This is a genomic window from Stenotrophomonas sp. 71799_Sma (genome assembly GCF_056482505.1).
Genome location: NZ_CM151202.1, coordinates 3,579,000 through 3,601,436 on the forward strand (window position 1 = coordinate 3,579,000; position 22,437 = coordinate 3,601,436).

Sequence of the window (22,437 nt, forward strand, 5' to 3'; positions counted from 1 at the left end):
ACAACGACAGGAGAACCGTCATGCCCCGTGGTGACAAATCCGCATATACCGACAAACAGAAGCGCCAGGTCGAGCACATCGAGGAAAGCGAGCGCGAGCGCGGTGCCGGCGAAGGCACGGCCGAGCGTATTGCCTGGGCTACCGTGAACAAGCAGGATGGCGGCGGCAAGCGTAGCGGCAGCGCACGCAAGGGTACGAAGAAGGCGACCCGCAAGACCGCTGCCAAGAAGGCGCCTGCCAGGAAGTCCGCTACAAAGAAGGCCACACCCAAGACGGCAGCGAAGAAGGCACCTGCGAAGAAGGCGGCGGCTAAGAAGGCACCGGCTCGCAAGACAGCCACAAAGAAGACGACAAAGAAGACGGTGGCCAAGAAGGCCAGCACTCCCGCCTCGCGTAGTGCTGCCGCGAAGAAGGCAGCGAAGACCCGTGCGGCAAAGAAGACCGTGCGCAGGGTGGCAGCGAAGAAGGCAGCACGTACCCGCGCGCGCGGCTGAGCCCTTCGATCAGGGCGACAGCGTCCTCATCCACGCGGCAACTTCGGCTGCAGCTGCGTCGGCGCGCGCCTGGAGTAGCAGATGCGGCCCTTCCAGCGAAACATGACGAGCATCCGGCAAAAGGGCCTGCAGCTCTGCCACGCTGGGCGGCCACAGCAGGCGGTCATGGCACGCGTGCAGGCACAGCGTCGGCACTTCGATTGCCGACAGCAATGCGCGTACGTCGACCCGCAGGGTCGCTGCGGCGCGTTGCCGCAACGTGATCGCCGGAATCTGGACCAACGCATCGCGCAGCATCGACATGTGCTCGCGGGTGCGCCACCGCCCCAGCAGCAGGCGCGCCAGCAACGCCACGGGAGGCAGAGGCCAAGCCGGCGACAGCAGGGCTGCGCTGGCTGCCGGGCAAGCACCAGTCCGCGCAGCCCGGTAGGGTGTCGCGTGGCCAGTTCAACTGCCAACGGGCCCGAGAAGGACTCGGCAAGCAGGATGAAGGGATGGCCGGGCAGCTGCGACCACAGCCGTTGGGCTAGCGTGGCGTGATCCTGCCCTCCCTGCGCAGGTAGCGTAATCGCCTGCGTCGTCAGCCCATGAGCCTGAAGTGCTGACAGAAACGGGGTGGACAGGCTGCCGGAGCCATCCAGGCCGGGCAGCATCAGCACGTGCTGCGGCGCAGCCGATGCTGAATCACAGCCCGGCTTTTCCTCGCTCCCGATTCCCATGTCACCTCCTTTGCTGACAAGCATCACCCACATCGGCATGCAACGGAACCTCTGCTCCGGCTCTCCGGCTGCTTTGCCGGTCAAGGTTGAGCAATACTGCCCGCTCTGCCGCGGAACGCGGCTGCCAAGGAGAGCCGTTGGTGCGATGGACCTACGCGCTGGCCATGATGGCCATGATGGCCATGATGCTGCCACTGAACAGCTCCGCCAGCGATGGTTGGATAAACGGGGACGGCAAGGCGATGCCGGAGACCGGTGCTATGAAATCCAGCGGTGGCTTTGCTGCATCGCTGCTGGTTACCTCCGATGCCGACTGGCAGGCCAAGTGGGAAACCCCACCGGAGACCACTCCCGGTTTTACCGAGGCCAACGAAGTCCACCTGGGCGGTGAATTGTTCTTGCTGACATTCCTGTCCAACCCGCAACTGGACGAGAACCGCGTACCCAAGGTGCACTGCGATCTGCGCATGCTACGTCCGGACGGCAGTACCAGTATCGACGAACCCGATGTTCCCTGTTTCACCACTGCCCTGCCCGGCCCGCCAACCCTGTTGTACATGGCCAACCTGCACCTGAAGTTCGTCGCCGAGGCCAGTGATCCGAAAGGCACATGGACTGCGCAGGTGGTGGTCAGGGATCTGCTGCGGAATGTGAGCCTGCCTCTGCAGGCTCGCTTCGACGTCCGTTGAACGGAGGCATGCGAATGAAGATGCGGCGATTACTGAGCTGGACCGGTCTTGCGCTTTGCGTGGTCTACCTGCTGTTGACCGCATGGCTGGTTCACGGCGCGCAGTCGGACGCGGACCCGAAGGGCACCTATATCCTGATGGCGCTCCCCATCACCCTACAGTCCGCCGCACTCGATGCCATCGGCGCAGGCAGCCTGCTGTACGGCAAACCCTGGTCGACCGCGTATGCAGTGCTGCTTCCGCCAACACTGCTGTTGCTGTACGCAGCCGGCTGGCTGATCGAACGCGCCGCGCGCGGGCGCTAGCCAGCGGCACGGACCGGTTGCGCGCATCGACGCCCTGCACGCGGGAGCGCATGCAGGGCGCCATCCAACATCCAGTCGCAGGTTGCTTACGCCGCCTGCGCAGGCATGATGGGCATGCGCGCGCCCTGCTCCACCTTGAACACCGAAACCGACGTGGTCAGCGCATGCGCCTGTTCTTCCAGCGCGCGGCTCGCCGCGGTGGCTTCTTCCACCAGCGCAGCGTTCTGCTGGGTCACCTGGTCCATCTGCACCACCACCTGGTTGACCTGCTCGATACCGGCGGCCTGTTCCTTGCTTGCCGCTGCGATGTCGCTCATCAGCTGGGTGGTGCGCGAACTTGCCTGGGCTACGCGGGCGATCGCGGCTTCCGATTCAACGGTCACTGCCAGGCCGCTCTTCACCTTGGCAGCGGCATCTTCGATCAGTTCCTTGATCTCCTTGGCGGCGACACCGGCACGCTGCGCGAGCGTCCGCACTTCACTGGCGACCACGGCGAATCCACGCCCCTGCTCACCTGCACGCGCCGCTTCCACCGCAGCATTCAGCGCCAGGATGTTGGTCTGGAACGCGATGCCATCGATCACCGTCGAAATTTCCGAGATGCGTGCCGAGGACTGGTCGATCTCACCCATGACCGAGGCCATCTGTGCCATCGCCTGCTCGGTCTCGCGCACGGCGGCACCGGCCGCATGCGCTTCACTGTCGGCCTGACGCGCCAGCTCGGCGTTCTGGCGCACGGTGGAGGTCAGTTCCTCCATCGATGCGGCCGCTTCTTCCAGATTGGCTGCCTGCTGCTCGGTACGGCGCGACAGGTCGTTGTTGCCGGCGGCCAGTTCCTGCGCCGCGTTGTTGATGCTGTCGGCAGCCACCTGGATGCCATGCACGATGCCGGTCAGCTGTGCGGTGGTGGTGTTGGCATCGTCGCGCATGCGTGCGAACACGCCGTCGTACTCGCCGTCCATGCGTGCGGTCAGGTCGCCGTGCGAGATCGCGCGCAGCACGTCGGAGACATCGGCGATGCTGGCCTGTGAACTGGCCATCATGCCGTTGAGATGTTCGACCATCGCCTTGAACTGGTACTGGAACGCAGCGGCATCACCACGCATGCTGAAATCACCGGCGCGTGCGGCGCGGGCCAATTCATCGATCTGCGCGTTGATCGCCATCAGGCTCTGCTTCACCGCGGCCAGGGTACGGGTCAGCGTGCCCTTCTCGCCCGGGTAGTCGGGCAGGTCACGGCTGAGGTCGCCGATGGCGTAGCGCTGCATCACCTCGGCCATCAGCAGTTCCACCTGCACGTGCGATTCGACCAGGCTGTTGGTGGCCTGCACCATGCGACCGAAGTCACCGGGGAACGCCGTGACGTCCATGCGATAGCGGATCGCGCCCGCCTCATGCTGCTCAGCCATCTGCAGCTGTGCGCCGATCGCCGCCTGCACGCTCTGCCGCACGCTGGCCATCGCCTCGCCCAGCTGGGTCAGTTCGTCACGGCCGCCAAGGCGGAACTCCTGGTCCAATTGTCCCTTGGACAGGCGCTCGGCCAGGTTCACCGCGCGGGCCAGCGGACCGGTCAGGCTGCGGCCGATCATCACCGAGGCACCGATGCCCACCAGCAGCGCGACGCCGCCCAGCACCAGCAGCTGCAGCAGGCTGCGCTCACCCAGGCGGATCGCCTCGGCGGCTGCCTCACGGCTTTCCTTCTCTTCGAAGTCCACGCCATCGGACAGCGCCTTGTTCCAGCCGTTTGCTGCTTCCTGCACGGGGCCCAGGGTCAGCGCTACGGCGCCCGGGTAGTCGCCCTGCTCCATCAGTTCGCTGGTCTGCTTGTTGAGTGGACGCGCAATGGCACGCTTGGCGGCGATGGTTTCCGCGATGGCCTTGCCGTCGGCGTCGCTGGGCAGCGCCTGGTAGGCGGTCCAGCTGGCCTCGTAGCGCTTGACCAGATCGGCGATACGCTGCTCGTCGTGGCCGCGGTCATCGCCCTGGCGGATCAGCATCTCGCGGCGCACCACCATCATCTGGTTGTTGGCATCAAGCATCTGCGACAGCAGGCGCACCTTGGCCACGCTGACATCGACCACCTGCTGCATCGCGCGCTTCTGCACGACACTTGCGGTGGCGCCGGTGGTCACCACGGCGGCAACCAGCAGCAGCAACAGGCCAAAGCCCAGCCCAAGACGCCAGGCAACCCTGACGTTCCTCAAATAGTTCATCGGTACATCCAAAACGGGGGGATGTGGCCCTATCGGCACGCAAGGCCGCAATCTTGATGTGTGCCTGCACCACTCCATTTATTGATTCAGGAATGTGATGGGGCCTGGGCCAGCGTTCCAAGGCTAGAAGTGATAGTCCAGTTCGACACCCACTTTGTAAGTCGCGATATGGACGGTTCCATTGCCTTGCAGATCCCGTTCCACGCTGGGATGAGGGAGTTTCTTATCGCCTGGGGCGCAATGAACAAAGGTGAGATCACCAAACATCTTCGCGGTTCCCGTCGCCCACGAGTGCTGAGATCCATGATGAGGAACCTGGATTGCGCTCAAGCTGCTCCATCGCTTATGACCGAAGTGCGCTTTGAGTTCGGCGAACCTATTCTGGTCGATGCCCAGATCACCCAACAACAGCAGTCCACCATGAGAGGAAACACCAGCACTGCTCATAGGTTCGTGCTCCTTGAAAAATTTGCACTGCCGTAGCTCTTTCCCAAGCGGACGTATCATCAGACACAGGGAGATATTGTTCCGATGATGCCCATCCCCTCCGAAGTGGCCGTCATAGAATTCACGGAGCTTTCCCCTCCAGTCAACGGAAGCGGAGCCCACTGCCTGCTCCGGCTGATCCATTCCCAAATCGGACAGGATCGTCGCCAGTTGGTCGCGAAGCTCCTTCACTGTCTTCTGGGATAGCCTGCTCAACCTTTGGCCCGAGTCATCCGTCTCGAAGAGATCGCTCCCCATCGAGTTGAAGAAGGTCAACTCAACGGGGAAAGTGCCTGCCCTGCGCCTGGCGGAGTCCTCGACCAATCGAACCGATGCACGCTCAATTTCAGCCCCGCGAGTGGAAAGAACATACTCTTCACTTACTGCAACACGATCGCTTTCATTGCCGCCGCTGTCAGGGAACGGTTCGATGTTCTCACCCTCTTCCGCCGGCCCTCCGGACTGGACGAACATCAACTCGCCGACATTGTCCTCAAACCCATTCGCTGCCAACCAACGGACGGGAACAAGCTGAAGGAGGACTGCATCCAGCAGACCTTCACTCCCATTCTCTTCAGTGTTTTCTTCGTCATCCAACAGTTCCATCACGTTCTCGAGCTGCTGTCCGATATCCATGAAAGGCAACACCATCCGTTTTACCCGCCGACTCTTCAGCAACTCGCGAATCCCATTTACGTGATCAACGTCAAAATGAGAAATCACCAGAACATCCAATTCCTGCGGGAGATCCCCCCAAGTATTCAGCCGCCCAACGAGCGGTACCACATGGCTAGGCCTGCGTGAGCCACAGTCATACACCCAACTGAATCCCTTGCTGGAATCATCACTGACGATGCCAGTAAAGAAGGTTCCATGCCCGACCGGTTGAAAGCGCTGGCAAACGTGAGTCAGCATGATTCATCCATGAATATGAGTTGATATGGAAGGGAATCTACAGTAATCCGAAGCGATCCAGCGACCGGCCACCTCGGGGCAGAGGCTCCATCAATCACGCGAGCTAGGATGTAGTTGCACCGCGACACCGTGCTCGGTGCCGCCGATGCCTGATCACGTAACGGGAATACGCCGATTCAGCCTGCGCAGAAGAGTCGTGAGTATGGCCAATCCCCCTGCCAAGATCAGCAGGAAGAACGCCGCCATCTTCCAGAAGAAGAACGGCCACAGCCAGATGTAATCCAGGTCGGTCAGCTTCAGCAGGTCCAGCGGTGGCTGCAGCTCGATGTCTGCCGCGTGCCCGGCCAGGGCCGGGTCCACCTCCAGCACGGTTACCCGTAGCCATGAGCGGCCGCGTGGCAATGCGTCGCCGCGGCCATATCCAAAGTAGAACGCCGTGAGGCCGCTGGACTCAACCGAAGCCAGCGCGCGATTGATGCCCTGCCCGGCCACTCCCGAACGCTCCCCTGCACGGAAGTCTCCCTGATCGGTCGGAGTTTCGATGCGCAGCAGCACCTCGGGGTCAGCCTCTGTACCGTCCGCGGCATAGCGCAGGCGCAGGCGCAGTTGGTCATCGATGAGGCGGTAGACGGTGATCTGGGCGGTTGCGCCAGGACTCAGCACCAGCGGCACCGTCTGCGTGCGCGAAGCCAGGGTATTGGCAGCCGCACCCAGCACCAGTACCAGACAGGCGATGCCCCACAGGCTCCACAGCACCCACAGGGTGATCCGCACCACCGTTACGCCCTTCACGCTGACATCCGGGTCATCACGTCATTTCCCTGCTGGCCGTGCCGACACAGTAACGAAAAAGCCCCGCTTTCGCGGGGCTTTTCCTTCCAGCGGCGCCAAGCAAGGCCCAGTGCTACCGGTCACTCACTCAGGCGAACGGATCCTGCAGGACCATGGTGTGGTCGCGGTCCGGGCCGGTGGAGACGATGCTGATCGGGCAACCGGCCAGCTCTTCCAGCGAACGCAGGTAGGCACGTGCGGCCGGCGGCAGGTCGTCCCAGTTGGTGATGCCGTGGGTGTTCTCGCTCCAGCCCGGGAACTCCAGGTACACCGGGGTGCAGTCTTCCCAGCCCTGCGCGTCCAGCGGCGCGTACTCGGTGCGCTTGCCGTTGTATTCGTACGCGATGCAGACCTTCAGCTTTTCCATGCCATCCAGCACGTCCAGCTTGGTGATGCACAGGCCGCTGATGCCGTTGATGGCCACGGCGCGCTTCAGCGCGACGATGTCCATCCAGCCGCAGCGACGCGGACGGCCGGTCGAGGCACCGTACTCGGCGCCGCGGTCACGGATGCCCTGGCCGACTTCGTCGTCCAGTTCGGTCGGGAACGGGCCGCCGCCGACGCGGGTGGCGTAGGCCTTGGCGATGCCCAGCACGTAGTCGATCGAATCGGCGCCGACGCCGGAACCGGCCAGTGCACCACCCACGGTGGTGTTGGAGCTGGTGACGTACGGGTAGGTGCCGTGGTCGATGTCCAGCAGCGCACCCTGCGCGCCTTCGAACAGCACGCGCTTACCCTGCTTGCGCAGGTCGTGCAGGATGCCGGCCACGTCGGACTTCATCGGCTGCACGTATTCGCCGAAGGCCAGCGCTTCGTCGAAGGTCTTCTGGAAATCGACCGCATCGGTGTTCAGATACTTGGTCAGCACGAAGTTGTGGTAATCCAGCGCGGTGCGCAGCAGTTCTTCCAGCTGCTTCGGGTAATGCAGGTCGGCGATGCGGATGCCGCGACGCGCCACCTTGTCTTCGTAGGCCGGGCCGATGCCACGGCCGGTGGTGCCGATCGCCTTGCCGCCGGCAGCGCGCTCGCGCGCCTGGTCCAGGGCGATGTGGTACGGCATGATCAGCGGCGCGGCCGGAGAGATCTTCAGGCGCGAACGCACTTCCACGCCGGAGGCTTCCAGCTCGGCGATTTCCTTCTGCAGCGCGGCCGGCGAGATCACCACGCCGTTGCCGATCAGGCACAGCGCATCGTCACGCAGGATGCCCGACGGGATCAGGTGCAGGACGGTCTTCTTACCGTTGATGACCAGGGTGTGGCCGGCATTGTGGCCGCCCTGGAAGCGCACGACGGCGCCGATTTCCTCAGTGAGCAGATCGACGATCTTGCCCTTGCCTTCATCGCCCCACTGGGCACCCAACACTACGACAGACTGACCCATGACGGGCTCCTCATATGTTGCGGCCATCGGGGCCGCGGACGGTTGAACCGTGGCGGGGCTGGCCAGCACCTGGAGGGCGGCTCCAAACGGGGAGCCGCCGGCGATGGAAGGCCCATACACGGAAAAAGCCGAACGGGGAGGCCCGTCCGGCTTTTGTGCATTATCCGGGTTTCCGGGGTCGGGTGCCACCTTTCCGACGGACGGCTTCACCGGCCGGTCAGCCGCCCCGCCCGGTCGTGCCGGCCGTTGGCCGGCAATGCCAACCAAGGTTGGCATCTGCCAGAGCCGGACCACGCATGTGCCGGTCGGTCAGGCGCCTCCCGGGAGTGCCGGCCGCTGGCCGGCAATGCCAACCAAGGTTGGCATCTACCAGAGCCGGGCCACGCATGTACCGGCCGGTCAGGCGCCTCCCGGTAGTGCCGGCCGTTGGCCGGCAATGCCAACCAAGGTTGGCATCTACCAGAGCCGGGCCACGCATGTGAACGCAGGCGGCCGCTGGTGGGCAATCCCAGGTTGCCGGCCAGCGGCCGGCACTACCCTTTCAATGCCGCGCCCACCACAGCAGGCTCAGGCCGGCCAGCAGCACCAGCCCGCCAAAGCTGCGCAGGGCTGGGCTGGGCAGGTCCAGCAGGCGCTCGGCCATGCGCTTCCAGGCGAATGGGGCGACGAACAGGAACAGGCCTTCCAGCACCGCCACCAGGCAGACGGCGGCGAACAGATCTTTCATGGGGGACTCCGGAAAAAGCACGGGGCCCGGCATCTGGCCGGGCCCCGTGGGGTACTGCCCTGCGACCTCAGCGGTCGTTCTTCAGGTACTGCAGGAACGGGTCGTTCTTGTCGAGCACGATCACGCCGTTGCCGTCGGTCATGGAGCCACGGTAGGCCTCCAGGCTGCGGTAGAACGCATAGAACGACGGGTCGGCCGAGCCGGCCTTGCCGTAGATGCGCGCCGCATCGGCGTCGCCTTCACCGCGCAGGCGCTGTGCATCACGCTCGGCCTCAGCGATCAGCACGGTGCTGTCACGGTCGGCCTGGGCGCGGATGGTCAGCGACTGCTCCTCGCCCTCCGCACGCAGCTTGGCCGCTTCCTGCTTGCGCTGGGCGCGCATGCGCTCGTACACGTCATTGATCACCTGGCTGTCGGTGGGCAGGTCCACCTGCTTGATGCGCAGGTCGATCATCTGCATGCCGAGGCCCGCCACCGCTTCGTTGATCCCCTTCAGCTGCTCGGCGATCAGCTCGCTGCGGTCGCCGGAGACCAGCTGCTGCAGGGTGCGCGAGTTGATCTGGTTGCGCAGCGAGTCGGTGATGATCGGTGCCAGGCGGGCGTTGGCGATGCGCGGATCGCCACCGGTGGCACGGAAGTAGTCACCCACGTTGGAGATGTAGCCGATGGCGAAGAAGTCGACGCTGACGTCCTTCTGCTCGGCGGTGAAGTAACGCGCCGGGGCGGTGTCGAGCACCTGGAAGCGGCGGTCGAAGACCTTCACCGTTTCCACCACCGGCACCTTGAAGTGCAGGCCCGGCTTGATGTCCGAACGCACCACCTTGCCCAGGTTCAGCACCATGGCAGTCTGGTCCTCACGGACCACGTACACCGAGCCAAGCAGGCCCAGCACCACCGCCACGATCACGGCAATCCAGATAGGACTCTTCATCGGCTGCCCTCCTCACGGCCGCTCGGTCGCCCGGTCGGGCGGCCCACCGGCCGGCCCGGATCACGGGAAGCTTCCGCCGCTGCACCCGGCAGCGACGGCATCACCACCTCCGGATTGGTCACTCCCGGCGGGGCCGAGGTGGTGGGACGGGTATCGCCGGTCATCGGCACGTAGATCAGCTGGCGGCCATCGCCACCGATCACCTTGCGGTTCTCGCTCAGCACCTGCTGCACGGTCTCCAGCCACAGGCGCTTGCGGGTCACTTCCGGGGCGTCCTTGTACTGGGCCTGCAACAGGCTGAAGCGCTGCGCGTCACCCTCGGCCTTGGACACCACGGCCTGCTTGTAGCCTTCGGCGGTGGTACGGGCACGCGAGGCCTGGCCTCGGGCTTCCGGCACGACCTTGGCGGCGTAGGCCTGGGCTTCGTTGATCAAGCGTTCCTTGACCTGCTGGGCACCGTTGACCTCGTCGAAGGCCGGCTTCACTTCCTCCGGCGGACGGGCGTCCTGCAGGGTCAGGCCGGTCACGGTCAGGCCGGTCTTGAACGCCTTCAGCAGCGCCTGCAGGCGCTCTTCAGCAGCCACGGCCAGCGGGCCACGGTTGTTCAGCACGGCGTTGAGGTCGGCACGGCCGACTTCCTCGCGCACCGCGCTCTGCGCCGACTGCTCCAGCACCTGGTTGGCATCGACCGTGCCGAACAGGTACTGCTGCGGGTCGTCGATGCGGTACTGGACGTTCAGCGAGACGTTGACGATGTTCTCGTCGCGGGTCAGCACCGGCACCTGGATCGAGAAGGTCTTGATCTCGGTGGCATTGACCTTGGTGACCGATTCGATCGGCCACGGCAGCTTGAAGTTCGGGCCGGGCTGCAGGATGCGCGAGAACTGGCCGAAGCGCAGCACCACGCCACGCTGCTGTTCGCCGATCAGCTGGAAGCTGGAGAACAGCACCAGCAACACGACAGCCGCCACCACCCAACGCATGATGCCACCGTCGAACAGGTCCTTCAGCGGCCCGGGCAGTCCGCCCCAGCCACCACCATTGCCACCGCCGCGCGACCCGAAGGGCCCGCGTCGATTGTCCTCGGGGCCTTGTCCGCCCTTGTTGCCGCCGGGTGTATTCCAGGCCATGCACGCTCCATCAAGATTTGGGCTGCGGCGCGGGCCCTTCCCGCACCACCAGCCGTGAAACCATCACCGATCATACAAGATGGGGCGGATCGGCAGGATCGAAAGGGGGGGCAACGGGGTAAGGTGGCGTTTTCCTCGAAGTCAGGCAACGCCGATGGCCCCCACCACCCCGTTCACCGCCTTCCGCATCGAAAACGACGACGCCGGCTACCGCAGCGGCCTGGCCCAGCTCAATGTCGACGACCTCAACCCCGGCCAGGTACTGATCCGCGCCCACTGGTCTTCGGTCAACTACAAGGACGCGCTGGCGGGCACCGGCAAGGGCAGGATCCTGCGCCGCTTCCCGCTGGTCGGCGGAATCGATGTGGCCGGCACCGTGGTGGCATCCACCGACCCGGCCTGGCGTGAAGGCGATGCGGTACTGGCCACGGGCTGCGGCCTCAGCGAAACCCGCGACGGCGGCTACAGCCAGTACGTGCGGCTGGAATCGCGCGCGGTGATCGCGCTGCCGGCCGGGCTGAGTGCCCGCGAGGCAATGGTGCTGGGCACCGCCGGCTTCACGGCGGCGCTGGCGCTGCTGCGCCTGCAGGACAACCGGCAGACCCCGGAGCTCGGCCCGCTGGCGGTCACCGGCGCCAGCGGCGGTGTGGGCGCGCTGGCGCTGTCCATCTTCAGCCGTGCCGGCTACACGGTGCACGCGGTCAGTGGCAAGCCGGAGCAGTCCGACTTCCTGCACGGCATCGGTGCCGCCGAGGTGCTGCCACGCTCGGCGTTGGCCGATACCGGCCCACTGCAGTCGGCCCGCTTCGGCGGGGGCCTCGACAATGCCGGAGGCGACATGCTTGCCAGCCTGCTGGCACAGACGGTGCCCTACGGCAGCGTGGTCAGTGCCGGCCTGGCAGCCAGCCCGACGCTGGACATGACGGTGATGCCGTTCATCCTGCGCGGCGTGTCACTGCTGGGCGTGTCCTCGGCCAATGCACCGCGCGGGCTGCGCGAAGAAGTGTGGTCGCGGCTGGGCAGTGACTGGAAGCCGCAGCAGCTGGACCGCATCTGCACCGCCGAAGTCGGCCTCGATGGCCTTCCTGCCGTGTTCGAACGGATGCTGGCGGGCGGTTCGCTGGGCCGCACCGTGGTGCGGATCGACTGAACGTCGCAGGCAGGCGACGGACGGCAGATGCGCCCCTCCCGCCAGTAATGGGCCCGCACTACACTGCGGGCATTACATGGGGAACAACATGGCACGCATTCTGATCGTCGACGACTCACCGTCGCAGCTGTTGGGGATACAGCGCATCGTCGAGAAGCTCGGGCACCAGATCCTGACCGCCACCGATGGCGCCGCCGGGGTCGAAACCGCCAAGGCCGAGCTGCCCGACCTGGTCCTGATGGACGTGGTGATGCCCAACCTCAATGGCTTCCAGGCCACCCGCACCCTCGCCCGCGACGAGGCGACCCGGCATATCCCGGTGATCCTGGTGACCACCAAGGACCAGGACACCGACCGCATGTGGGGCATGCGCCAGGGCGCCAAGGCCTACATCACCAAGCCGTTCTCGGAAGACGAACTGTCCGAGGTGCTGGAACGGGTGTTCGCCGGGCAGGGCTGAGACGCGCGCGGTAGTGCCGGCCGCTGGCCGGCAACCACGCATCACCGTCCCGGGCAATGAAGTTGCCGGCCAGCGGCCGGCACTACCTTCAAATGGTCTCGCCGAAGGCCTTGGCCAGGTTCCGGTACGCCTTCTTCTGCGCCTCATCGGTCGCGGCCGGGGCCACGATCTCGATTTCAACAATCTGGTCGCCATCCGGGTTGCCCGGCAGGCCACGGCCACGCAGACGCAGCTTGCGGCCGGCATCGGAATCGGCCGGAATCTTCAACTCCACCGCACCGCCCAGGGTCGGCACGCTGATGCTGGTACCCAGCGCGGCCTGCCACGGCGTCACCGGCAACGTATAGAGGATGTTGCGGCCATCGACTTCGAACCGCGGGTGTGCGGCGTACTCCACTTCCAGCAGCAGGTTGCCGCCATGGTTGCCCTGCCCGGCCAGGCGGATCACCTGGCCGGGGCGGATGCCCTTGGGCACGCGCACGTCCAGCTGCTTGCCGTTGACGGTGATGCGCAGGCTGTCGCCGCTGTAGGCCGCTTCCAGCGGAACCGACAGCTTGGCGCGGGTATCGCGGTTGGGCGCGTGGCCCTGGCTGCTGAAGCCCGGCCCCGGACCAGCGCCACCACCGCCACGCTGGCGCGCGAACAGGCTCTCGAAGAAGTCGCTGAAGCCTCCATTGGGGCCGCCACCGCCGAATACTTCCTCGAAATTGAAACCGCCAGCACCACCATAGTTCGGCGGCACGTTGAACTCCTCGCCCGGGCGATAGCCCTGCGCGCGCAGCTGGTCATAGGCCGCGCGCTTTTCCGGATCGCGCAGCGCCTCGTAGGCCTCGTTGACCGCCTTGAACTTGTCTTCGGCCCCGGCCTCCTTGCTGACGTCCGGGTGGTACTTGCGTGCCAGCCGGCGGTAGGCGGTCTTGATCTCCGCCTCGCCCGCGCTCGGTTCCACCCCCAGGGTGGCGTAGTAATCCTTGAATTCCATCCAGCTACCTCGATCTGCTTCGGCCGCGCCGGTGGCGCCGCCCCGGGTTCATTCTACGCGCCGGCATGCTACGCCGCCCCTCGTGCGGCCACGGTGAGGCCGACTGATCCTGCGCAATGCGGCTGCCATCCCCATGCGCCACGCTGTGGCTGGAAGCCCCCGCCGCAAAGCCTGAAGATGGGGCCTGCACACGGGTTTTCCAATGTCTTGACGCCCCTGTCCCATCCGGCCCACTAGCCTGCCCCAGCAAGGAGTTCCCCATGACCATCCATGTCGGCGACCGCATTCCGGAAGTGACCCTCAAGCGCATCCGCGAGGGCATCGAAACGCTCGATACGCATTCGCTGTTCGACGCACGCAAGGTGGTGCTGTTCGCCGTGCCCGGCGCGTTCACCCCGACCTGCTCGGCCCGCCACCTGCCCGGCTACGTCGAGAAGTTCCAGGCGTTCCGCCAGCGCGGCATCGACGTCTACTGCATGGCCGTCAACGACCCGTTCGTGATGAAGGCATGGGCTGCCGACCAGAGCGTGCCCGATGGCCTGCTGATGCTGTCCGACGGCAATGCCGAACTGACCCGCGCGCTCGGCCTGGAGCTCGACGCCAGCGCCTCGGGCATGGGCATCCGCTCACGCCGTTTCGCCCTGTACGTGGTGGATGGCGTGGTGCGTGCGGCCTGGATCGAGCAGCCCGGCCAGTTCGAAGTGTCTTCGGCCGAATACGTGCTGGAGCACCTGCCAACCTGATCTTCCACCGCAAGAGGAAACGGCCAGCCATGTCCACCAAGCCAGCCAAAGCCGCAAAGCCTGCCGCAAAGGTGCCCGGCATCAGTGACCGCAAGACCCTGCGCGAACGCGCCCGTCGCAATATCGAAGACGGTGCGATCACCGACAGCTACAGCGCCGATCGCAAGGTCGTGATCAAGCTGCTCAACGATGCACTGGCCACCGAGTACGTATGCGTGCTGCGCTACTACCGGCACTACTTCATGGCCAAGGGCATGCTGGCCGACGCGGTGAAAGCCGAATTCCTCGAACATGCACAGCAGGAACAGGCGCACGCCGGCAAGCTGGCCGAGCGCATCGTCCAGCTCGGCGGCGAGCCGGACTTCAACCCCGACACGCTGACCGCGCGCTCGCATGCCGAGTACAAGGAAGGCAGCGACCTGCGCGACATGGTCCGCGAGAATCTGGTGGCCGAACGCATCGCCATCGACAGCTACCGCGAGATGATCAACTTCATCGGCGACCGCGATACCACCACCAAGCGCATCCTTGAAGAGATCCTTGCACAGGAAGAGGAGCACGCCGATGAGTTCGCCGACCTGCTGGATGGGTGGATCGGGGAATAGCGGCCCCGCATACGCCTTGGTAGATGCCCACCTTGGTGGGCGCATTTATCGCGTGCCAACCAAGGTTGGCACCTACCAGAGCATGGATCCGTCGGGTCGCCGGGCCATTCCCAGCACCTACCGCAGGACGTTGAACCGCACCTGCGTCCACGCACCGTCGGCCGCCAGCGCGGTCAGGGTGTGTGCGCCCGGCTCGGCAAACTCGCGCTGCATCAACTGCGCGCCACGGGTCTGCGCGATCCAACGGCCATCCAGCAGCCAGTCCACCGCCTGCTCGCTGCCCAGCGCGCGCAGCTGCAGGCGCACGCCATGTTCGGCATTGGGTGCACGCGCCAGCGTGGCGCCATCATTGAGGCCATCGATGTGCAAGGCCACGCTGGCCTCACGCCCGTCGTCGCGGCAATCCGGCGACAGCGCCGGCAACTGCGAGGCAGCGCGCGTGGCCTTGGGCAGCCACGGTGACAACAACGCCGGCCAGCGCGCGATCTCTCGCGCGACTTCCTCATGCGGCAAACGGCAATCAGCGGATACACGCAGACCGGTCCGCGCGTCGGCCAGGTAACGCTGGCGCCCCGGTTGCCAGCGCCGCGCCTCGCGCTCGGGGAAGGTCGGTGGTGCCGCGCCGTCCAGCAGATAGGCCGACATCCGCCGCTGGCACAGTGCCGTCGGCAGGCCTTCGGCGCGTTCGCCGGTGGGCCAGCAGATATCTTCCTGGCTGACACTTGCCGGCATCGGTGCAGCAGCCGAATCGCCGCGCTGGCGCGGCAGGCTGTCCACCACTTCGAACATCAGCGGCAGCGCGGTCACCGCGCCGTACTGGCCCGGTAGCGGTGTGCCGTCCGGCCGGCCCACCCACACGCCCACGGTGTAGTGGCGCGTGCTGCCGATTGCCCACGCATCGCGGTACCCGTAACTGGTGCCGGTCTTCCACGCCACACGCGGGCGGCCACCGACATCGAACGTACCGACGCTGTAGCCTGGGCGCGGGTTCGATTCCAGCATTTCGCGCACGATCCAGCTGGCGCCCGGCGAGGCCAGGCGCCGCTCGATCATCGGTTCGTCATCGGTGTAGCGCACGCGTCCGGCAATGCCGTTGCGGTTCAGCGCCGCGAACGCGCCGACCAGATCTTCCAGCCGCGCACCGGTACCGCCCAGAATCAGCGAGAGGTTGGGCGTGCTGCCCGGCGGGAAGCGCAGCTGGATGCCGGAGTGCGACAGGCGCGCGGCGAAGCGCGCGGCCCCGACCCGCTGCAGCAGGTCCACCGAGGGCACATTGAGTGACAGCCGCAATGCACTGGAGGCACCAATCGGCCCATTGAAGGCCATGTCGAAATTGCCGGGCCGGTAGCTGCCGAAACTCTGCGGCGCATCGACCAGCAGGCTTTCCGAATGGATCAGGCCATCGTCCAGCGCCATCGCATACAGGAACGGCTTGAGCGTGGAGCCCGGCGACCGCCAGGCCTGCACCATGTCGACGTGGCCGAGCCGCTGGCGGTCACCAAAGGACAACGTACCGACGTAGGCACGCGCCTGCAGAGTCTGGTTGTCGACCACCAGCAAGGCCGCCGAAGTACGCTCGGGCAGTGTCGAGAAATAGCTCGCCACGCGTTCTTCCAGCGTGCGCTGCAGGCCGATGTCGATGCTGCTCTGGATGCGCGCCTGGCCCGGATGCGCCGAATGCAGGCGCTGCGCCAGCAGCGCGGCGTGCAACGGAGGTCGCAGCGAGCGTGCCACCACGTTCTCGATGCGCGCATCCTGCACTTCCTCCGGCGTCCACGCGCCCAGTTCGGCCATGCGTGACAGCACCTTGTCGCGCGCTTTCTGCGCGGCTTCCGGGTGGCGGTCTGGGCGCAGCCGGCTCGGTGCCTGTGGCAGTACCGCCAGCAAGGCGGCCTCGGCATGTGACAGCTGCGCCGCCGGCTTGCCCAGATAGGCCCAGCTGGCCGCTTCCACGCCCTCGATGGTGCCACCGTAGGGCGCGCGCTCCAGATACAGGGCCAGGATCTGCTGCTTGCTCAGATGCACCTCAAGCTGCACCGCACGCAGCATCTGCTTGAGCTTGCCCCACGGCGTGCGCGTATGCGGGTCGAGGATGCGTGCGACCTGCATGGTCAGGGTCGAGCCGCCGGAAACGATGCGACCACCGCGCAGCAACTGGCCGCTGGCACGCAGGATCGCCAGCGGGTTGATGCCCGGATGGCGCCAGAACCACCGGTCTTCGTAGGTCAGCAGCGCCTGCAGGTACAGCGGCGAGACGCTGTCGATCGATGCCGGATAGCGCCACACGCCCTCGGCATCGGCGAACGCGCGCAGCGGCGTGCCATCAGCGGCAACCACCAGGGTGCTGGTATCGGGTTGCTTCGGCAGCGGCGGCGGGAAGGCGAAATCCAGCACCAGCAGCAGTGCCAACAGTGCCGCTGTACCCCAGCGCAGCCACGGCCACAGCGGCCGCAGCCAGCGGCGCAGGGCCGCCAGCCGGGTCGTCATCGTGTTGTTCATTGCAGCGCGCCGGATTGGAGCTTGCCAGCGGGACGGGCCGCGCCGTCGCGGCCCGTCCGCGCGGTCACGGCTGTACCACCGTGATCGTGGTCGGGTTGCTACGGCCGACGCCACGCAGCTGCGGCCGGTACATGTCCTCCACCAGCGGCGGCGGCACCGAGTAGGTACCCGGGGTCACCGCACGCACCAGATAGAACACGTTGGCCTTGCTGCCACGCGAGAGCTTCAGCGCAGCCACATAGCGGTCGTCGCGGAACTCTTCGTGCTTGGTGTCGGCAGCTTCGCCGCGGTCGCTGATGGTGATGCCATCAACCACTACGTCGGCCCACTGCTTGGCATCGCCCAGGTTGAAGTTCTCGATCTCCAGGCCGGCCGGCAGCAGGTCGGTCAGCAGTGCATCGGGCATCGTGGTGTCGGCGGTGACGGTGACGCGCACGATCAGCGCTTCGCCTTCCTTCAGCGGGCGCGGCGACCACGGCTTGCCATCGGTGCCGAAGTAGCTGCGCTCAATGCCCAGCACGCTGTTGTCCGGTGCCGGCGCACTGCGCGGGATACCGGCCACGTCGATGCTGGCGAACATCGGCGGCTGCCCCTGCGGGGTGAAGCGCACGCCGCTGGCCAGCTCGCTGGCGCTGAAATTGCGGCCGAACAGCTTGCGCTCGCCGATGGCTTCGGTGTTGCCACCGATCACCAGCTCACCGGCCACCAGCGCCTTCTGATTGGCGGCCAGTGCCTTGCCAAGGCGGGCGATGGCCACCTGTTCCTGCGTGCTCAGCCACATCCAGCCGGCATTGCGGCGCGCATCCAGGCCACGGCCCAGATCCACCGCACGCGCATCCCAGGCCGGCTTGGCCAGCTTGTTTTCGTGGGTCAGCGCGATCATCAGCGCGTCATCACGGATCGCGCTGCCGTAGTCGCCGAAGTACGACGGACGTTCGCTGCTGGACTTGGCGAAGGCCGCGGCCAGTGCCGCCTGGCCACGCTTGGCATCGCCCTGCAGCGACAGCGCCACGCCCAGATGGACCAGCGACAGGCCGCCGACCGCCTTGCTGCGCTCGTTGTCATACAGCGTGCGCAGCGTCCCCAGCGGAGCGCGGTTGACCCGGGCCAGCACGTAGCCCGAATAGGTCTGATTGGCGAACTTCAGCTTCTCGCGGTCGTCCTGGCCGTAGAACTGGTTGCCGCCGGACAGCAGGTCCTCGCTGAGCCGGTTCAGTGCCTTCTGCAGCACGTTGTCCGGCACCGCGAAGCCGGCCTCCTTGGCATCGAGCAGGAACTCGGTGATGTAAGGCGTCAGCCACGGGTTCACGTAGCCGTCGTCACCCCACATCGAGAAGTTGCCGTTGGCCACCTGCATCGACGCCAGGCGACCGAACGCACCTTCCATGCGTTCGCGACGGGTCTTGGCATCCAGGCCATCGGCACCGAGCATCGACGACGTCGCCTGGTCCAGGATCAGCGCGGCGTAGCCCTTGCTGGTGGTCTGCTCGGCACAGCCGTACGGGTAGTTCAGCGCGCCCTGCAGCGCACTGGCGAACGGAATCGGCGGCAGCGGGCTGACCAGCAGGCGGGCATTCACCGACTCGGACATCAGGCCATCGGTCAGGCTGTTGTCGAGACTGACCGCTGCCAGCGGATCCAGCGTGCGCACCTGCGAACGCAGCACCTGCGGCCACGCCGCACGCACCGGCAGCTCGTAGCGGCGATCGGCCTTGAAGCCGTTGCCGTCCACACGTACGCGCACCTTGGCCACGCTGTGGCCCTCACGCGCCGACAGCGGGAAACTCAGCGTTGTCTTGGCATCAGCATTCAACTGCACGCTGCGGCTGCCCTCGCCCAGGTTCAGCGGGCCCTCGGTGTCCACCTTCACGTTGAACTGCCCCGGCTTGCCGGTGAAGTTCTGCACGTCCAGGGTCACGGTGCTGCGGTCGCCCGGGGCGAGCACGCGCGGCATGCTGGCTTCGGCCAGGATCGGCGCGCGCACCACGGTTTCCACATCGCGCTTGCCGTACTGGTCATCGCTGTAGACCAGCGCCGACACCCGCAGCGTGCCGTTGAAGTCCGGCACCTTCAGGCGGATGCGGGCGATGCCCTTGGCATCGAGCTGCACCGGGCCGGAGAACAGGTCCACGGTCTGCACGCGCGCGGTCGGGCGCTTGGCCTGCGGCAATGCCTGCAACGCCATGTCGCCACCGAACTTCAGCTTGCCGGCACCGCCATCAAAGCTCTCGATCACCCGGCTGTAGATGTCGTAGGCATCGATGCCGAGGCGACGCTGGGCGAAGAAGTGCGCACCGGCATCGGGCACCGGGAAGCGGGTGATGTTGAGGATGCCCACGTCCACCGCCGAGACGGTGACGTGCGCCATCTTGCCGGCCAGCTGCGGTGCACTGACCGTCACCGGCAGGTCCTGCTCCGGGCGCATCTGCTTGGGCGCCACCAGGCCGACCGCCACGGTGCGGCCCTTGCGGTCCATCGGCACATGCACCACGCCCACGGCACGCGCCGGGGTGATCTTGCTCGGCGCACTGCCGCCACGGAACACCAGCGCGGTGATGTAGACGTCGTGGCGCTCCCAGTCGGCGGTGACTGGAATCTTGAAGGTCGACCCCGGCTTGGCGTCGATGTCCTGCACGTACAGCATGCGGTCGGTCTCGACCATCAGGATGCCCTTGCCGGCATGCGGCGGGGTCACCGTCACTTCCAGGGTGTCACCGGCCTTGTAGCCGGTCTTGTCCAGGCCCAGCTTGACCTTGTCCGGGCGCGCGTCCAGGCCGCGGTTGTCATCGCCCCAGCTCCAGCCGGCACGGAACGGGTAGCGGCTGGTCAGGCCGGTGGACGGATCGAACACGTCCACCCGGTACTCGCCCCACTCCACCGGGAAATCGAAGGCGACCGCGCTGCTGCCGGCGTCGACGGTGCGGGTTTCCTTGTTCTCGAAGCGGCGGGTGAAATCGTAGTCCCAGCGGTTGTCGTTGAAGGTCCAGTGGTAGTCGCGCAGCTCGCGCACCAGGGTGATCTTCAGGCCCTTGGCCGGCTGCGGCTTGCCGGCGGCATCCACGCGCATCAGCTCGAAGCGTGCATTGCCGTTGGAGTCGGCGCCATCCTCGGGGTTGAACAGCGGCCGCACGCCGACCAGCGCGTTGGCCGGCCACATCACCCGCTTCAGGGTGCGGGTGACGGTACGGCCACCGGTTTCATACAGGCTGCCGGACAGCACCACCGCGATCGGTGCCTTGGCCTTGGCGGCCTCTTCCGGCAACGCCACATCCTCACGCAGCTGGCCGTTGCCCGGCAGCGTGGTATCGATCACGTCCTTGGCTTCGCGCGGCAACTGCAGGGTCGGGTCACCGAAGAAGTAGCCCGGCAGGCCTTCGACTGGCTGCTGTTCGGCGGCCACCGCCATGCGCGCGGTGAAGCGGTTGCCGTCGGCCGGCGCCCCGTACAGGTAGGCACCATTGGCCTGCAGGCGCAGGTCCTCACCCGGCTTCAGCGTCTTCTGCGCGCTGTCCAGGTCCAGCTTCATGCGCTCGGGCAGGAACTCCTCGATACGCAGGGTCATGCCCTGGATCGCTTCCTTGCTGGCCGGATCGGTGCGGAACTCGACCTGCCAGCGCCCGGTCGGCGCCTCGGCGGGGATCACCTGCTCGAAGTTGATGTAGCCCTGCTCGCCCGGCTGCAGGCGAGTCTCGCGGAAGGTCTTGCCGTCGGGCTGCTTCAGGCGCAGGAACACCGGCTGAGCCTTGACCGGCTTGCCATCGTTGTCGCGCAGCAGTGCGGACAGGCGCACGGTTTCGCCCGGGCGATACAGGTCGCGCCCGGACCAGGCATAGACGTCGAACCAGGCATTGTCACGGCCGGCCACGGCGAATTCGCTCAGGTCCAGCGCCGGCTGGTTGAACGGCAGGAAGCTGGTGTCCTTGCCACTGCTGGCGACCAGCACGTGGGTGGCATCCAGCGTGTAGTTCAGCAGCGCATTGCCGTTGCCGTCGGTGCTGCCCTTCAGTACCACTTCGCCCTTGGCATCCAGCACGCGCAGGTCGATGCCCTTCAGCGGCGCGCCGTCCTTGAGGCCGGCGGTGTGCACGAACAGCTTGTCCTTGTAGGCACGGGTATGCAGGCCGATGTCGCTGACCGAGAAGAACGCGGTATCGAACTCGCCTTCGTAGTCACCGGTGCGCTTGAGCAGGGCAAAGTACAGGCCCGGCTCCTGCAGTTCCTTGATGTCCTGGGTCGGCAGGTAGGTCAGCACCCGCTCGTTCTTCTTGCCGCCGAGGATGAAGCGGTTGACGTAGACCGGCTCGGCCAGTTTGTTGATCGGGCTGCGTTCGTAGTCGCTGCTCAGCTCCCAGCTGCCACGGCGGCCGCCGCGCTGGTACTGGCTGAAGAAGGTCGGCAGGTCCTTCTCGCGCACGCGCAGGAATTCGACGTCAACCTCGGGCACGTTCACCGAGACCACCGGCAGGCCACGGCTGTCCTTGGCCGGCAGCACGCTGCCCTGCGAGGCGAAGCCGACCACCGGCTTAAGCTCGCCGCTGAACACCTTCTGCTTCAGTTCCATGCCCAGCCGGCTGCCATCGGCGGCCAGCAGGTCGGGCGAGACCACCAGGCTGAACTCCTTGCCAGCCTCGACGAACGGATAGCGGAGGGTCAGGCCGTCATCGGACAGCGTCCAACTGCTGTCGTCGGTGCCGACCTTCTCTTCGAAGCGCACCAGCTTGTCGAAATCCTGGGTGCCAACCAGCGGGCGCGAGAACTCCAGCGCCAGCGACAGGCCGTCATTCTTCTGGTCCGGGTAAGCGCGCAGCAGGGTGAATTCCTTCACCTGCTCGGCCTGGGTGGTGATCGCTTCACCGCTGGCCTTGGGCAGCTGCCCGCTGTCGTTGCGGCAGCCGGCCAGGCCCAGCAACAGGCCTCCTGCCAGTACCGCCGCCGCCCATCCCCACCGCTTCCGCCGTGCCGGACCGCTCATGTCGTCACTCCTTGATCGAGGCGGCCATTATAGGCAGGCCGCGTCAAGGTGTTGACGCGAATTCGGCAATTGCCCGGGCGGGTAGTGCCGGCCGCTGGCCGGCGGAACCGGTAGTCGCCAACCTTGGTTGGCGTCGGCTGTGCCAACCAAGGTTGGCACCTACCAAAGCAGGTGCAGCTACGTGCCCGGCAAGCAGGCGCAGCGC

The 22,437-nt window shown here is 66.0% G+C and carries 17 protein-coding genes and 1 pseudogene; 7 read left to right on the plus strand and 11 right to left on the minus strand.

Going from position 1 to position 22,437, the window contains the following annotated elements; genetic code table 11:
- The first annotated feature begins 20 nt into the window (after positions 1–20).
- A complete protein-coding gene (locus tag ACZK4Z_RS16690) occupies positions 21–494 on the plus strand; it encodes a hypothetical protein (RefSeq protein ID WP_478450922.1) in 474 nt (157 codons plus the stop codon).
- Between the two features lie 9 nt (positions 495–503).
- On the opposite strand, the pseudogene ACZK4Z_RS16695 reads toward ACZK4Z_RS16690, so the two are convergent.
- Positions 504–1,213 (minus strand): annotated as a pseudogene (locus tag ACZK4Z_RS16695) (alpha/beta fold hydrolase).
- 140 nt (positions 1,214–1,353) lie between these two features.
- Between ACZK4Z_RS16695 and ACZK4Z_RS16700 the strand changes: the two are divergent.
- Together ACZK4Z_RS16700 and ACZK4Z_RS16705 are read left to right on the plus strand one after the other, a co-directional pair.
- Complete coding sequence (locus ACZK4Z_RS16700; protein ID WP_125895315.1) at positions 1,354–1,902, plus strand: hypothetical protein; 549 nt, start codon at positions 1,354–1,356, stop codon at positions 1,900–1,902.
- A 14-nt stretch (positions 1,903–1,916) separates the two neighbouring features.
- Complete coding sequence (locus tag ACZK4Z_RS16705; protein WP_107432237.1) at positions 1,917–2,207, plus strand: hypothetical protein; 291 nt, start codon at positions 1,917–1,919, stop codon at positions 2,205–2,207.
- 86 nt (positions 2,208–2,293) lie between these two features.
- Here the strand turns inward: ACZK4Z_RS16705 and ACZK4Z_RS16710 are convergent, their stop codons facing one another.
- The 7 genes from ACZK4Z_RS16710 to hflK form a co-directional block, all read right to left on the minus strand.
- Positions 2,294–4,420 (minus strand): methyl-accepting chemotaxis protein, encoded by a 2,127-nt coding sequence (locus ACZK4Z_RS16710; protein WP_197616333.1) that lies wholly within the window; start codon positions 4,418–4,420, stop codon positions 2,294–2,296.
- 123 nt (positions 4,421–4,543) lie between these two features.
- Positions 4,544–5,821 (minus strand): ComEC/Rec2 family competence protein, encoded by a 1,278-nt coding sequence (locus tag ACZK4Z_RS16715; protein ID WP_197616331.1) that lies wholly within the window; start codon positions 5,819–5,821, stop codon positions 4,544–4,546.
- A 153-nt stretch (positions 5,822–5,974) separates the two neighbouring features.
- Positions 5,975–6,613, minus strand: coding sequence for a hypothetical protein (locus tag ACZK4Z_RS16720; protein ID WP_197616329.1), 639 nt, complete (start codon positions 6,611–6,613; stop codon positions 5,975–5,977).
- A 127-nt stretch (positions 6,614–6,740) separates the two neighbouring features.
- Complete coding sequence (locus ACZK4Z_RS16725) at positions 6,741–8,033, minus strand: adenylosuccinate synthase (RefSeq protein ID WP_014038120.1); 1,293 nt, start codon at positions 8,031–8,033, stop codon at positions 6,741–6,743.
- Between the two features lie 541 nt (positions 8,034–8,574).
- Positions 8,575–8,760 (minus strand): DUF2065 domain-containing protein, encoded by a 186-nt coding sequence (locus ACZK4Z_RS16730; protein WP_005410640.1) that lies wholly within the window; start codon positions 8,758–8,760, stop codon positions 8,575–8,577.
- 67 nt (positions 8,761–8,827) lie between these two features.
- Entirely contained in the window at positions 8,828–9,691 is an 864-nt protein-coding gene (gene hflC, locus ACZK4Z_RS16735; RefSeq protein ID WP_010482785.1) for a protease modulator HflC, read from the minus strand.
- Entirely contained in the window at positions 9,688–10,821 is a 1,134-nt protein-coding gene (hflK, locus tag ACZK4Z_RS16740; protein WP_049401370.1) for an FtsH protease activity modulator HflK, read from the minus strand. The genes hflC and hflK overlap by 4 nt, the downstream gene beginning before the upstream one ends.
- Before the next feature lie 154 nt (positions 10,822–10,975).
- Here hflK and ACZK4Z_RS16745 point away from each other — a divergent pair, with 154 nt between their 5' ends.
- Both ACZK4Z_RS16745 and pilH read left to right on the plus strand, forming a co-directional pair.
- A complete protein-coding gene (locus ACZK4Z_RS16745; RefSeq protein ID WP_197616324.1) occupies positions 10,976–11,971 on the plus strand; it encodes a YhdH/YhfP family quinone oxidoreductase in 996 nt (331 codons plus the stop codon).
- Positions 11,972–12,059: 88 nt separating this feature from the next.
- Positions 12,060–12,431 carry a twitching motility response regulator PilH gene (pilH, locus tag ACZK4Z_RS16750; RefSeq protein WP_005410644.1) on the plus strand — a complete coding sequence of 124 codons (372 nt, stop codon included), beginning with the start codon at positions 12,060–12,062 and terminating at the stop codon, positions 12,429–12,431.
- 88 nt (positions 12,432–12,519) lie between these two features.
- On the opposite strand, the gene ACZK4Z_RS16755 is transcribed toward pilH, so the two are convergent.
- Positions 12,520–13,413: a DnaJ C-terminal domain-containing protein gene (locus ACZK4Z_RS16755; RefSeq protein WP_197616322.1), complete on the minus strand. Its 894-nt coding sequence runs from the start codon at positions 13,411–13,413 to the stop codon at positions 12,520–12,522.
- A gap of 260 nt (positions 13,414–13,673) precedes the next feature.
- Between ACZK4Z_RS16755 and ACZK4Z_RS16760 the strand changes: the two genes are divergently transcribed.
- Complete coding sequence (locus tag ACZK4Z_RS16760) at positions 13,674–14,156, plus strand: peroxiredoxin (RefSeq protein WP_032127816.1); 483 nt, start codon at positions 13,674–13,676, stop codon at positions 14,154–14,156.
- A gap of 29 nt (positions 14,157–14,185) precedes the next feature.
- Positions 14,186–14,761 carry a ferritin-like domain-containing protein gene (locus ACZK4Z_RS16765; protein WP_049421227.1) on the plus strand — a complete coding sequence of 192 codons (576 nt, stop codon included), beginning with the start codon at positions 14,186–14,188 and terminating at the stop codon, positions 14,759–14,761.
- 117 nt (positions 14,762–14,878) lie between these two features.
- On the opposite strand, the gene pbpC is transcribed toward ACZK4Z_RS16765, so the two are convergent.
- Both pbpC and ACZK4Z_RS16775 read right to left on the minus strand, forming a co-directional pair.
- A complete protein-coding gene (pbpC, locus tag ACZK4Z_RS16770) occupies positions 14,879–17,260 on the minus strand; it encodes a penicillin-binding protein 1C (RefSeq protein ID WP_478450923.1) in 2,382 nt (793 codons plus the stop codon).
- A 64-nt stretch (positions 17,261–17,324) separates the two neighbouring features.
- The gene (locus ACZK4Z_RS16775) at positions 17,325–22,232 is read right to left on the minus strand and encodes an alpha-2-macroglobulin family protein (RefSeq protein WP_478450924.1); all 4,908 of its coding nucleotides are present in this window, start codon (positions 22,230–22,232) and stop codon (positions 17,325–17,327) included.
- Positions 22,233–22,437 lie beyond the last annotated feature (205 nt).

Excerpts from the sequence above, each read along its gene's own strand:
- ACZK4Z_RS16715 (WP_197616331.1), bottom strand. The coding sequence starts at position 5,821 with ATGCTGACTCACGTTTGCCAGCGCTTTCAACCGGTCGGGCATGGAACC.
- ACZK4Z_RS16705 (WP_107432237.1), top strand. The coding sequence starts at position 1,917 with ATGAAGATGCGGCGATTACTGAGCTGGACCGGTCTTGCGCTTTGCGTG.
- ACZK4Z_RS16730 (WP_005410640.1), bottom strand. The coding sequence starts at position 8,760 with ATGAAAGATCTGTTCGCCGCCGTCTGCCTGGTGGCGGTGCTGGAAGGC.
- ACZK4Z_RS16725 (WP_014038120.1), bottom strand. The coding sequence starts at position 8,033 with ATGGGTCAGTCTGTCGTAGTGTTGGGTGCCCAGTGGGGCGATGAAGGC.
- ACZK4Z_RS16690 (WP_478450922.1), top strand. The coding sequence starts at position 21 with ATGCCCCGTGGTGACAAATCCGCATATACCGACAAACAGAAGCGCCAG.
- ACZK4Z_RS16765 (WP_049421227.1), top strand. The coding sequence starts at position 14,186 with ATGTCCACCAAGCCAGCCAAAGCCGCAAAGCCTGCCGCAAAGGTGCCC.
- hflC (WP_010482785.1), bottom strand. The coding sequence starts at position 9,691 with ATGAAGAGTCCTATCTGGATTGCCGTGATCGTGGCGGTGGTGCTGGGC.
- ACZK4Z_RS16775 (WP_478450924.1), bottom strand. The coding sequence starts at position 22,232 with ATGAGCGGTCCGGCACGGCGGAAGCGGTGGGGATGGGCGGCGGCGGTA.
- ACZK4Z_RS16710 (WP_197616333.1), bottom strand. The coding sequence starts at position 4,420 with ATGAACTATTTGAGGAACGTCAGGGTTGCCTGGCGTCTTGGGCTGGGC.
- pbpC (WP_478450923.1), bottom strand. The coding sequence starts at position 17,260 with ATGAACAACACGATGACGACCCGGCTGGCGGCCCTGCGCCGCTGGCTG.
- ACZK4Z_RS16745 (WP_197616324.1), top strand. The coding sequence starts at position 10,976 with ATGGCCCCCACCACCCCGTTCACCGCCTTCCGCATCGAAAACGACGAC.
- hflK (WP_049401370.1), bottom strand. The coding sequence starts at position 10,821 with ATGGCCTGGAATACACCCGGCGGCAACAAGGGCGGACAAGGCCCCGAG.
- ACZK4Z_RS16755 (WP_197616322.1), bottom strand. The coding sequence starts at position 13,413 with ATGGAATTCAAGGATTACTACGCCACCCTGGGGGTGGAACCGAGCGCG.
- ACZK4Z_RS16760 (WP_032127816.1), top strand. The coding sequence starts at position 13,674 with ATGACCATCCATGTCGGCGACCGCATTCCGGAAGTGACCCTCAAGCGC.
- pilH (WP_005410644.1), top strand. The coding sequence starts at position 12,060 with ATGGCACGCATTCTGATCGTCGACGACTCACCGTCGCAGCTGTTGGGG.